Source organism: Nonomuraea sp. NPDC001831 (genome assembly GCF_042892035.1).
Classification (GTDB): domain Bacteria; phylum Actinomycetota; class Actinomycetes; order Streptosporangiales; family Streptosporangiaceae; genus Nonomuraea.
The window spans coordinates 92,002-103,565 of the sequence record NZ_JBIATU010000005.1 but is presented as its reverse complement, the minus strand read 5'-3'; the positions used below and the strand labels follow the sequence as shown (position 1 = coordinate 103,565).

Annotated in this window: 10 protein-coding genes; 2 read left to right on the top strand and 8 right to left on the bottom strand. The window is 74.4% G+C overall.

Annotated features, from left to right (window positions below; translation table 11 throughout):
* Window positions 1-17 precede the first annotated feature (17 nt).
* Window positions 18-440, top strand: coding sequence for a hypothetical protein (locus tag ACFYYW_RS18415; RefSeq protein ID WP_364414105.1), 423 nt, complete (start codon window positions 18-20; stop codon window positions 438-440).
* A gap of 46 nt (window positions 441-486) precedes the next feature.
* On the opposite strand, the gene ACFYYW_RS18410 is transcribed toward ACFYYW_RS18415, so the two are convergent.
* A complete protein-coding gene (locus tag ACFYYW_RS18410; RefSeq protein WP_387650136.1) occupies window positions 487-1,239 on the bottom strand; it encodes an IclR family transcriptional regulator in 753 nt (250 codons plus the stop codon).
* 445 nt (window positions 1,240-1,684) lie between these two features.
* Between ACFYYW_RS18410 and ACFYYW_RS18405 the strand changes: the two genes are divergently transcribed.
* Complete coding sequence (locus ACFYYW_RS18405) at window positions 1,685-2,506, top strand: fumarylacetoacetate hydrolase family protein (RefSeq protein ID WP_387650135.1); 822 nt, start codon at window positions 1,685-1,687, stop codon at window positions 2,504-2,506.
* A gap of 279 nt (window positions 2,507-2,785) precedes the next feature.
* On the opposite strand, the gene ACFYYW_RS18400 is transcribed toward ACFYYW_RS18405, so the two are convergent.
* From ACFYYW_RS18400 to ACFYYW_RS18370, 7 genes are all read right to left on the bottom strand, one after another.
* On the bottom strand, window positions 2,786-4,300 hold the full coding sequence (locus ACFYYW_RS18400; RefSeq protein WP_387650133.1) for a heparinase II/III family protein: 1,515 nt from the start codon (window positions 4,298-4,300) through the stop codon (window positions 2,786-2,788).
* Window positions 4,301-4,419: 119 nt separating this feature from the next.
* Window positions 4,420-5,565, bottom strand: a complete 1,146-nt coding sequence (locus ACFYYW_RS18395) for a hypothetical protein (protein ID WP_387650131.1) — start codon at window positions 5,563-5,565, stop codon at window positions 4,420-4,422.
* On the bottom strand, window positions 5,558-6,142 hold the full coding sequence (locus ACFYYW_RS18390; RefSeq protein ID WP_387650130.1) for an RNA polymerase sigma factor: 585 nt from the start codon (window positions 6,140-6,142) through the stop codon (window positions 5,558-5,560). Before ACFYYW_RS18390 ends, ACFYYW_RS18395 begins: the two co-directional genes overlap by 8 nt.
* A 152-nt stretch (window positions 6,143-6,294) precedes the next feature.
* Window positions 6,295-7,245 (bottom strand): winged helix DNA-binding domain-containing protein, encoded by a 951-nt coding sequence (locus ACFYYW_RS18385; RefSeq protein ID WP_387650128.1) that lies wholly within the window; start codon window positions 7,243-7,245, stop codon window positions 6,295-6,297.
* 8 nt (window positions 7,246-7,253) lie between these two features.
* Window positions 7,254-9,287: a DUF3488 and transglutaminase-like domain-containing protein gene (locus ACFYYW_RS18380; protein ID WP_387650126.1), complete on the bottom strand. Its 2,034-nt coding sequence runs from the start codon at window positions 9,285-9,287 to the stop codon at window positions 7,254-7,256.
* 164 nt (window positions 9,288-9,451) lie between these two features.
* Window positions 9,452-10,552, bottom strand: coding sequence for a DUF58 domain-containing protein (locus ACFYYW_RS18375; RefSeq protein WP_387650125.1), 1,101 nt, complete (start codon window positions 10,550-10,552; stop codon window positions 9,452-9,454).
* Entirely contained in the window at window positions 10,553-11,551 is a 999-nt protein-coding gene (locus ACFYYW_RS18370) for a MoxR family ATPase (RefSeq protein ID WP_352328495.1), read from the bottom strand.
* Between the last annotated feature and the right edge of the window lie 13 nt (window positions 11,552-11,564).

Below are 11,564 nucleotides of genomic sequence, written 5' to 3'. Positions count from 1 at the left end.
GCCCGCGCGAGTGCGACTTGATTTCGGCGAACGCCATCCAGATCGCCACCGGCTTCAAGGATTATCGGGCCATTGGTACGAAAATGAGTGGAGGGCGGCAGTTCGGGTCCTGCTCGGTTGTTGACGGTCTTGCCTTGGAAGGCGAGCTGGGGTTGGTCATCAAGGTCCATGAGCCGTCTCCGGTCAGCCCCGAAGGACTCGAGAACACGAAAGTGGCCACTGGGGGAAATGACCTACCTGCTGGACTACGGCCGGGATTCGCGTCACAACGCAAAGATGCCACCGGCCACGTGATCGATTTCGTCTACGGCTGGACCCCTGACTACCAGCGTCTGCTCAGCATCGAGGTGACGGAGGGGGCGCCGGGGAGGGATTCTCTGGCGGATGCGGTGGAGTTTTTTCGGCAGCTCAAGCCGTTGCTGCTCACCTCCCCTCGATAGTCGGTTGTCTTGGGGTGATCGGCGGCTGTCGGGGTCTTCTGGCGGGTCAGGTGGGGAAGTCGGTGAGGTGGGGTTCGGCTTCGGTTATGGATTGGCGGAGGTCGGTCAGGAGGGACGGGAGGCGGTCGGGGGTGTAGCGGGCCGAGGGGATCGAGATGGACAGCGCTCCCACGGGGGTGCCGCGGCCGTTGCGTAACGCCGCTCCAATCGCCGAGACGCCCTGTTCCGTGCCGTCGAGGTTGAGGGCGTAGCCGCGGGGGCGGATCTCGTCGAGTTCGCGGAGCAGGGACACGCGTTCCTGGTCGGGCAGGTCCTGGTAGAGGGCGGTGAGCTGGTCGCGGGGCAGCGAGGACAGCAGGACCTTGCCGCCGGAGGCGCGGTGGGCGGGCAGGATCGTGCCGCGGCGGTCGCCGACGTACAGGATCTGCGGGGATTCGATGCTGTCCAGGAAGCGTACTTCGGTGCCCATCCTGACCATGAGGTTCACGGTCTCCCGGACGCGGGCGCACAGGGCCTCCATGGCGGGCCGGACGTGCGCGCGCAGCTCGCGCAGGGACGAGCCGCCGCCGTCGCCCGCCGCCGGGCCGAGGAAGGGGCCCGGCAGGTAGGTGTGGTGCTCGTCCTGGACGGCGAAGTCGCGATAGACCAGCATCGCCAGCAGGCGGTGCGCGGTCGAGCGGGCGATGCCGAGTTCCTTGGCGACGTCGGTGACCTTGAGACGTCCTTGGTCACGCAGCATGTGGAGCAGGAGCAGCGCGTTGTCGACCGAGCCCAGGGGGTACGCGGGCTTGTTCTTCACAGCAGAACGCTAGTGCAGTACGCGGAATTACTCCCTAGCGTTGGGCAGCATGAATCCCGAGGAGGGGGGTACATGCGGGCCTCACCGCCGGGCATCCGTCCTGTTCTGGGATTAGGTCGGCGGCTTGATGCCTGTTCGCCCTGGGCCGGGACGCGGGCGCGTGGGGGTGAGGGGGAGACGCTGCATCCGACGGTCCAGCGGGCGAGCGAGGTGGGGTCGGTGGGTGGGTGGCGAGCGGCGGGCTGTCGTGCCGGCCCACTCCGGTCCGGACGGTCCGCCGGATGTCACCCCGGCCTTCGGGCGGGCATCCAGCGCCTGGGGCAGCTGTTGCCTGGGCATCGCCGCATCCGGGACGCGGTGGTTTCAGGCGCGCGCCCGGTTCGAGTTGTTCTGTTTCTCCGACACGCCCGCTTGAGGGCTTGCACCAGTATCGAGAGGAGCTCGAGTGAAGCTCGCGACGCTGCGACTGCCGCGCCGTACGGCCGCCGTCCGGATCGACGGGGAGCACGCCGTTGAGGTGGGGGCGCCCGACGTCGGGTTGTTGCTGGCCGATCCGCGCTGGCGGGAGGTGGCCGCCGCGGCGGACGGGGCGCGGCATCCGCTGTCCACGGCGGACCTGGCGCCCGTGGTGCCGGTGCCGGGGAAGATCATCTGTGTCGGGCTCAACTACCGCGATCACATCCTGGAGATGGGACGGGAGTTGCCGCGGTATCCGACGGTGTTCGCGAAGTTCGCCGAGGCGCTGATCGGGCCGTACGACGACATCGAGTTGCCCGCGGTGTCGGACTCCATGGACTGGGAGGGTGAGCTGGCCGTGATCGTCGGAGCGGAGGTGCGCGGCGCCTCGCGCGAGGAGGCCGAGGCGGCCATCGCCGGGTACTCGGTGCTCAACGACGTGACGGCCAGGGACTACCAGAACCGTACGGCGCAGTGGCTGCAGGGCAAGACGTTCGAGGGAACGACGCCGTTCGGGCCCTTCCTCGTCACGCCGGACGAGATCAGCGGGACGATGACCCTGGAGTGCGAGGTGGACGGGGAGGTCGTGCAGCAGGCGGACACGGCCGGCCTGGTGTTCCCGCCGGGCGAGCTGATCGCGTACCTGTCGCAGATCCTCACGTTGCGGCCGGGCGACGTCATCGCGACCGGCACGCCCGGAGGGGTGGGGCATGCCCGGAGGCCGCCGCGGTATCTGATGGACGGGAGCAAGGTCGTCACCCGGATCGCGGGGGTCGGCGAGCTGGTGAACACGGCTCGCCGCCTGGCCTGACCCGGCCTCGCCGGACGCCGGGCCGACGTATTTCCCGGACCACCCCGGGCCGGACCTGGTCTCCCCCTGTGCCGCGACGACGTTTTCTTCCCTGATCGCCTGTGCGCAGCCGACCTCGACCGTCGCCCGGTGCTGCCGGGGCCGTCGTGGCTGGCTGCCGAACTGCACGAGGGTTCGGCGGCGGGCCCAGGAGACGTGGTGCAGGGGCGGTCCCAGCGGACGGATGCCGGCGGTAAGGAGGGCGGTGCTCGCTGCAGGACGGTGTGCTCGGGGTGCGGGTCAGGGTGATGGGTTCCATGGCGGGGGTAGGTGGGGGGCAGCTGGGGTGGCGGTGCCTGGGAGGATCACGGTCAGGACCTCGGCTGCGCTTCCTGACGTGATCGTCACCGCCTCCTCCGTGCGCAGGTAGCCGGTGGAAACGGTGGTGGTCCCCACCTCCATGCCCGTCGCGGGCCGCTGGAGCAGCGTGACCCGCCAGTCGCCGTCGCCGAGCACCACGGCGTCCGGCCGCCGCTCGACCAGCCGTAGCGCGGGGTCGAAGTGCCACAGGCTGCGCAGCGTCCCCGACGGCACCGAGTCCCGGACGGCCATCACGTCCTCGCCGTGCCCGACCAGGACGCGGCGGGTCCTGGTCACCCCGTAGGCGTCGTCGGCGAGCTCGAACTCCTGGCGTCCGGGGCCGAGGTCGGCGTGCACCAGGCGGGTGGCCGTGCCGGGACGGAAGTCCCCGTCCGGGACGGGCACGTTGTGGGCCTGCGGGGTACGGGTCCAGGCCGCGTACTCGGTCCGTTCGTAGGAGTGGAACCCGGCCTCGACCAGGATGCGGCGGCCCTGGGCGCTGTAGGTGACGCCGAGGTGGTCCTCGTGGCCGTGCAGGCGGCGGCCGGGGCCGAACCTGATCGAGTAGTGGGCCGAGCGGGGGTCGTCCCAGGCGGTCCTGCCGAAGACGTATCCGGCGTCGAAGACGCGTACGAGGGGGCCGTCGTGGGGGAAGCCGGGGGCGCGGGTGTCGGCCGGGCTGTCGCCGATGGGGGTCAGGCAGCCGTCGGGCTGGGTGGCGTGCGCGATGTAGCCCTCCAGGGCGGTCCGGCGGGCGGCGAGGCGGGCCGGGGGCTCGGCGCCGCTCTGGCGGATCGCGCGCAGGGCCACGCCGAGGCGGCGGTGCACGTACAGGCCGTAGCGGGGAGCCTGTTCGTGCAGCACGCCCTGGGCGTCGACGGCCAGTTCGGCGGATCCGGTCATCCTGCGTACGGCCAGGTCACGCCACTTGGCGCGGCCGAGGCGGCAGCCGATGAGCAGTAGCCCGATGTCCTGGTCCAGCCCGTGGTTGTGGCCCGCGCGGTAGAGCGCGGGGTCGGCCAGGACCTCGCCGTGCTCGGCCAGGCTCGCCCACAGCTGCGGGGTGCGCACGTGCTCGCTCAGGCAGACCAGCACGGGCGCGCGCAGGGCGACGGCGTGCTCGGCCCACGCCCACGGGCTCAGCTCGTGCCCGCCGCGCGGGTTCCGGCTGATCCACTGCGTGGTCACGTCGGCGGCGCGTTCCAGGCAGGCCCGCTCGCCCGTGCGCTCGTACGCGGCGACCAGCCGGCCCGCCCAGCGCAGCGTGTGCAGGTTCAGGGCCCAGGAGCGGTTGCCGTACGGGTCGGCGGTCCAGTCGATCTCCGTGCCGAGGTCGGCGGGCGGCAGGCCGGCGAACCGGACTCGTCCGTCCATCACCTCCGCGACGTCGGCGGCGGGGAACTGGTCGCTCAGGCAGATGGCCCTGCCGGTGGTCGTGCGGGCACGCCAGAACACGTCGCGGCTCCTGTTTCGGGGCGCGCTGAACTCGCCGCGCGGCGGTCACGCGCCTGCCGGGATGGGGGTCAGCGTAGGTCGGGGGTCAGCGCAGGTCGGGGGTCAGCGCAGGTCGGGGGTCAGCGCAGGTCGGGGGCCTGGTCGGTCCAGCCTGCCGTGAGGACGATCTGCGAGCCGCCGCTCCCGCCCGCGTCGGCGCCGGCAAGGACCTGGGAGGTGGCCGGGTCGATGATCAACGTACGCCGGACGCCGGTGGGGAGCGGATAGCTGAACGCCTCCCCCGGACGGCCCAGCGGGTCGGCGCGGCCGCCCAGGTAGCGGACGTCGGGCAGGTCGGCCAGCGCCCGGTAGGCGGCGGCGCGTACGGCGGGGGGTGACGGCTTGCTCCACAGCAGGCCGCTGAGCGCGTCGGCGAGCAGGCCCGCCGAACCGGCGGGCAACATGGCGGCCACCCGCTCCTTGAGCGCCGCGGGGTCGGCGGGCAGCTCCTGGATCTGGCGGAACGTCAGGTCGCGGCCCGCCATCGTGAACGGCGCCCGGCCCGTCACCGGGACGACCCGCCCATGCCCCGCACAGCTCTCCCCGGAGGCCGGCCCCGAGGGAGGCGCTGGGGTGGTGGCGCGGCCCGGGTCCGACGCGGAGGCGGCAGGGGGCGAGCTGGGGGCCAGGGTGGAGGTGATCGTAACGGTGGAATCTGGAACCGGGGTGGAGGTGGGGGCCAGGGTGGAGGTGATCGTAACGGTGGAGTCGGGAACCGGGGAGGAGGTGGGGGACAGGGTGGAGGTGATGGTGAGGGAGGAGTCGGGAACCGGGGTGAAGGTGCAGGTCCAGGCTCGGCCGTCGCGGGTGGCCCAGAGCTCGGTGAGGCGGTCGCCGTCGTGCACCCGGCTGATGTGCCAGTAGGCCGCCTGCTGCCCGGAGGCCGCCGTACTGGCCGCCGCGAGCAGGATCGAGCGGCCCGGCACGGCGGGCGGCGTCCCTCTGACCAGCATGAGCGCCACGGCGAGGGCGGCGGCCGTGGCCGTGGCAAGGGAGAGCGCCGACAGCCGCGTCAGGCGCCGGCGGCGGCGCCCGGCGGCCACCCGCCGCCATACCCTGGCCTGGGCGTAAGGCGCGGGCGCCGGATGCCCGTACAGGTCACGCACGGCCCGCAGGTCGTCACCGCCAGGAAACGAGCGCGGGTCAGGAGCGGGGCCGGACTGCTCGGGGACGGAGGAGGAGCGCGGGCCGGGGGCGTCGGAGGCGGGCGGGCGGGGGTCAGCCATGGGTGGCCTCCAGGACGTGCGTGCCGAGCAGGACGCGCAGCTTCCTGCGGGCCCGGCTGAGCCGCGACCCGACGGTCCCGTACGGGATGCCGAGGACGGTGGCGATCTCGTCGTGGCTCAGCCCGGCGAGCGCGACGAGCAGCAGCACGTCGCGGTCGCGCCGGTCGAGCTCGGCCAGGGCGGCGGCCAGGTCGGGACGCAGGCTCTGGGCGCTGACCCGCAGGGCGACGGCCTCCTCGTGGCCGGGCGCGTCGCCGTCGGGGCCGCAGCGGCCGAGCGCCCGCAGCGTGCGGGCCTCCAGCCGGCGCTGCTTGCCGATGAGGTTCGTGGCGATGCCGTAGAGCCAGGCGCGCACGCCCGCGCGCGACGGGTCGTAGTGCGCGCGCTTGCGGAAGGCGGTCAGGAAGGTCTCGGCGACGATGTCCTCGGCGTGGTCGGGGCCGAGCCGCTGGGCGACGTAGGCGTGGATCTCGCCGAAGTACCGGTCGAACACCTCCTCGAAGCGCTCGTCGAGCGTGCGCTCGCCGGGCGCGCGGGCGGCCCACGGCACCGCCGTCGCGATGGTCTCCCCCGTCATGTCCAGCCTCCGTGCGTCAAGTGGTTCTTCTCTTATCACCCGATGCGCCGGATCGCTTTCACGACAATTCACTCTCAACGGTCACATGCCTTTGGGACGCCGACGCCGTGGCCGCCGCCGGCTCGGCCAGGAAGAGCGCGGCGGAGACGCGGTCAGCGACCGGTGAGGAAGCGGCGGACGTCCTCGACCTCCGCCCGGACCAGCTCATCGGGCAGCTCGCGGAACGGCTGCACGCTCACCTGCGCGCCCTTCCTGGACCACACGCCCGCGACCGTCCCCGCCGACAGCACGACCGGGCGCAGGACGCCGCCGCCGGGGAACACCTCGGCGGCGTGCTCGGCGGCCAGGACGCCGTCCCGGCCGCGCCAGCCCATCAGGTACTCGTCGAAGGCGGGCGCGAGGCGCAGCACGGGCTCGCCGGGCTCGGGCGGCTCCTGGTCGGTGCTCGCCCGCCAGGCGGCGCGGGCCTCGCCGAGCGGCAGGCCGGACCAGGCGGCCAGGTCCTCGGGGGTGGCCGGGTAATGGGCACGGCGGTAGCGCACGGCCAGTTCCTTCAGCGCCTTCCCGCGGTCGGGCTCGGGCACGACGGGCGCGCCGAGCCAGTCGCCCGCGTGCACGTACGTCGGCTTGCCCGCCCTGGACGGGCCGAGCACCGCCAGGCCGTGATGGGCGGCCAGCGCCATCAGGTGCACGACGCCCTGGCCGCGGGCCCGTCCGGCGAGGCGTTCCGTCAGCTCGGCCTTGGTCAGCGGGCCCTGGCCGGCGAGCGCGTTCACGGCGAGCGGGAGCAGGTCGTCGCCCGTGACGCCCTCCTGCCGCAGGCGGCGCAGGGCCGCGGTGTCGCTGCTGGTGAGGGCGTGGATCCAGGGGAGGTCGTCGGCGTGCACGAAGTGCAGCGTGCCGCGCGGGCCCCACGTCCTGACGATCTCGCGGGCCTGCCAGGCGGCCTCGATGGCGGACGGTGTGAGGGTGGCCGAGCGGGCGCGGAAGGCGAGCAGGGCGGAGGGCACGTCCTGGGCCTGGATCGCGGTCAGGTGCCGGACGACGTCGGCCGCGGTGAGGCCGGGCGGGCGGTGCAGGAGCTGGGCCTCGACGCTTCTCATGGCTTGGATCATCGCAGGAGGAGGCGGTCGCGCAGGCGGGTGGGGAGAGGGGTGCGCGAGCGTGCGGCGCGGCGGACGGCGTCGCTGCCGTCCCATGCGCGGGCGGCGTCGGCGTCGGTGACGTCGTCGGGGGCGTACCGGACGAAGTTCGAAATTTCGGCCAACGGCCTGAGATGGGTGGTGATGTCGGGTGGCTGGCCGGTCAGGACGTCCTCGGCGGTCAGCGTCCGCCTGCCGCCCAGCCGCAGGTCGTGGCAGGTCTGCCGCCAGGCGGCGAGCACGCGGTCGCCGGGCGTCCCGCGGCGTCTTCTGGACCGCCTGCGCCACCAGGGCAGCACGGCGGCCGTCACCGCGTACGCGACCAGCAGGCCCCCGCCCGCGGCGGCAGCGAGCAGCCAGGGCGACGGCCCGCCGCCGGGCCGCGCGCCCTGTTCCCCGGCCTTCGGCCGGGCCGTGCCGGACCGGTCGCCGCCCCCGCGCGTGAACTCGCCCTCCAGCCGCTCGCTCTCCTCGATCGCCGAGGAGACGACGTCGTGGTCGTCCTTGGCGCCGCTGCGGCCGGGCGTGGGGTAGAACGGCCGCCAGCCCAGCCGCTCGAACTTGATCTCCGCCCACGCCATGACGTGCCCCGACCTGACGTGGTAGACGCCTCCGGACGCCTGTCCCGGCCGGAAGCCCACCACCACCCGCGACGGCAGCCCGAGCGTCCTGGCCATGAGCGCGAACGTCGCCGCGAACTGCTCCGACGTGCCGCGGTGCGTGGTCCGCAGGAAGAACTCCAGGCCCTTGAGCGAGTGGCCGGGCGGCGCGGTGACGTCGTAGGAGGCGCTGGTGCGCAGGTAGCTCTGCAGCCGGTACGCCTGCTTGATCGGCGCGTCCGCGCCTTTGGTCGCCTGCTGCGCGAGCTCGCGGAACAGCTTCTCCTGCGGCCCGGGCGGGAACGCGGTCAGCGCGGCGTCGTCGTGCGCGGGGGTGGCCGCCAGCAGGTCCTCCTTGGACGGCTCCGGCACCCTGGACGTCACCGCGTAGGCGAAGCCCCTGCCCGGACGCCTGCCGGCGCCCGCGGCGGGGTCGGCCAGCAGGGCGCCGCTCTGCGGGTCGGCGGCCAGCCCGGGCACGCCGTCGACGTCGACCGGCCGTTCGGCGGCGGGCAGCCACGTCCCCGGCAGCCCGGTGAAGGTCACCCGCTGCCGGACGACCCGGGCGGCCCCCGTCCACTCCCCCTCGGGGACCCGGCCGCCCGTGGGACGGAAGCGGGCCCCGGACGTCCAGCGCACGCCGTCGTAGTGGTCGAGCACGGCCAGCCGCCAGTTGAGCGGCTTGTCCGCCTTGACGGTGAACAGCTCCCTGTCGGGGATCTGCAGCCAGCCCGACACGCGGTCGAGCGGGCTCACGCTGTCCACCCGCCGGGGCGGCGGCGGTTCGGCGTCCTGCCTCGGGTCGTACGGGTGCGCCGCCACGGGCAGCAGCGGCCCCACCGCCAGCGCCAGGGCGGCCAGGACGGCGGCGGCGGGCAGGCCGCCGAGCAGCCAGAGCGGCGACCGGTCGTCGCGGACCAGGGCGAGGGTGGCGACGAGCACGAACAGGGCGGCGGCGACCGGCAGGTTCGAGCCCTCGCCGTCCACGCCGAGCAGCAGCGCGGCGGCGAACACGGCCAGGGCCGGGACGGCGGCGGCGATCCTGGTGCGGGTGCGGGTGAGGGTCTCGGCGCCGATCACGGCGGCGGCCCAGACGAGCGTGTGCACGAGGACGAGCAGGCGCGGCTCCGGCTGGGCGGGGAGCAGCGTGGTGAGCAGCGCGTGCCAGGCGTCGGCCACGTCGGCGAGCACGCCGGGGGCCAGGCCGTGGTAGAGCGGGATCGTCCCGGCGAGCCAGGCGACGAGGTCGAGCGCGAGCGCGAGCCACAGGGGCCGCCGCGCGGTGAGCGCCGCCACCAGGACGGGGGCGACGGCGGCGGGCACGATCGCGAGCAGGAGCTCCGCGCCGGGGAAGACCCGGTGGAACCCCCACCCGGCGACCCCGGCCACGGCGGCCACCACCACCAGCCCGGCCCCTCCCCGCCACCCCACCCCGAACGCAGGCGGAGGAACGACAGGGGCGGACGCGGAAGGGGCAAGGACGGGCGCGGGAACGACAGGCGCGGACGCGGGAGAAGCGGGGGCGGGCGCGGGAGCGACAGGGGCGGGCGCGGGGGGTTCTGGAGAGGTCATCGCGGGGTCCAGGCGAAGGGGAGGGCGGCCAGGTCGGTGAGGGGGACGACCGTGACGCCGGGCACGCTCACCGGCCCCGGCCCGGTGTGCACGCAGATCACCCGGTCGAAGCGCCGCCGGACCCCCGCCGCCCGTCCCGCCTCGGCCGCGTCGCCGGTGACCAGCACCAGCGACCCGCCGCCGCGCGCCACCCGCATGATCTCCCCCACGCCCGCCGGGCCCGGCCGCGCCAGGGCGAGCCGGTCGAGGATCGCGTCGGGGTCGGCCTCGGCCCTGGCGTCGGCCGCCGCCCGCTCGCCGGCCAGCACCCGCACCGGGAACCCCGCGCGGGCGGCCGCCACCGCCACGGACGCCGCCGCGTCGACCGCCAGTTCCGTCAGCTCCCGCGTGTCCAGGACGACGGTCGTGGTGGGCAGGCTCGCGTCGATGAGCTGGCGCACCATGAGCGTGCCGGTCCTGGCGCTGGAGCGCCAGTGGACGTGCCGCAGGTCGTCGCCCACGACGTACTCGCGCAGGGTGTGGAAGGTGACGGTGCCGCTGGGGGCGTTGTCGCTGGTGGGGCCCTCCAGGTGGTGGGCCCGGCCGGACGGCGGCACGGACAGCTCGACGGTGCGCGGGCGGACCAGGAGGGTGACGGCGTCGCCGTACCGCCGCACCCGGCGCGTGAGGCCGAACGGGTCGGCCCGGACCAGCAGCAGCGGCCCGACCGGGATCTCGCCGCGCACGCCGGTGGGCAGCGGGTAGGAGACGGTGCGCGCCGCGTTGCCGGGCAGGCGCGGCAGGCCGATCAGCTGCTCCGACGCCCCGACGCGGTCCTGGACGCGCAGCCCCGACAGGCCGCGCCGGCCCCGGTTGACCACGTTCAGCACCGCGACCGCCGCCTCGCCCCTCGGCACCTTGAGCGGCGTCACCTCGCGCCGCACCTCCAGGTCGGGCGCGGGGGCCGTCCAGGCGAGGGCGGCGACCAGGGCGAGCACGCCGCCGGTGGCCAGCACGACCGGCTCGGGGTAGCCGAGCGCGAACCCCGCCGCGTAGAGCGCCGCCGAGCCCGCGAGCGTGGCCCACCCGAGCGGGGTGAACAGGGCCGTGAGCCGCATCTACGCCGCCTGCGGCACCGGCGTCCCGGCGATGATCTCGCCGAGCGCGGACGCCGCGCCGATCTCGCGCAGCTCGGCCTCCGGCGTGACGATCAGCCGGTGGGCCAGCACCGGGACGGCCAGCGCCTTGACGTCCTCGGGCACCACGTAGTGCCGCCCGGCGGCGGCCGCCCTGACGCGGGCGGCGCGCAGCAGCGCGAGGCTCCCCCGGGGGCTCGCGCCCAGCCGCAGGTGCGGGCTGGTACGGGTGGCCGCGCACAGCCCGACGATGTAGTCGTAGACCGGGTCGGCCACGTGGATCCGGGAGGCGAAGTCGATCATCCCGGCCACGTCCGTCGCCCGCGCCACCACCGGCAGCCGCTCGACCTGCGGCCCGGTCGGCCCGCCCTTGAGCACCTCGACCTCCGAGACGTGGTCGGGGTAGCCGACGGAGATCTTCATCAGGAACCGGTCGAGCTGGGCCTCGGGCAGCGGGTACGTGCCGTCCATGTCCACCGGGTTCTGCGTGGCCACCACCAGGAACGGCCGCGGCACCGGGTGCGGCTCGGCGTCCACCGTGACCCGGCGCTCCTCCATGACCTCCAGCAGGGCCGACTGGGTCTTGGGCGAGGCCCGGTTGATCTCGTCGGCGAGCACGATGTTGGCGAACACCGGGCCCTGGTGGAACTCGAACCTCTGGTGCGCCTGGTTGAAGATCGACACGCCGGTGATGTCGCTCGGCAGCAGGTCGGGGGTGAACTGGATGCGCCGCCACTCGGCGTCCACGCTGGCCGCGACCGAGCGGGCGAGGGTGGTCTTGCCGGTGCCCGGGACGTCCTCGATGAGCAGGTGGCCCTCGGCGAACAGGCAGATCAGGGCCAGTTCGACGGCCTCGTGCTTGCCGCGGACGACGCGTTCGATGTTGCCGGCCAGGAGCTGGAACCGCTGCGCGAACTGGCCGGCCAGGGCGGCGGGCGGCTGGGCCTGGACCATCTGGTCCGGGTAGTTGTACTGGGTCAAGCGGTCCCCCTCC

What these genes read in the sequence shown, in the direction of transcription:
- ACFYYW_RS18395 (WP_387650131.1), bottom strand. Translation starts at nt 5,565, where the DNA reads ATGGCTGACCCCCGCCCGCCCGCCTCCGACGCCCCCGGCCCGCGCTCC.
- ACFYYW_RS18390 (WP_387650130.1), bottom strand. Translation starts at nt 6,142, where the DNA reads ATGACGGGGGAGACCATCGCGACGGCGGTGCCGTGGGCCGCCCGCGCG.
- ACFYYW_RS18385 (WP_387650128.1), bottom strand. Translation starts at nt 7,245, where the DNA reads ATGAGAAGCGTCGAGGCCCAGCTCCTGCACCGCCCGCCCGGCCTCACC.
- ACFYYW_RS18375 (WP_387650125.1), bottom strand. Translation starts at nt 10,552, where the DNA reads ATGCGGCTCACGGCCCTGTTCACCCCGCTCGGGTGGGCCACGCTCGCG.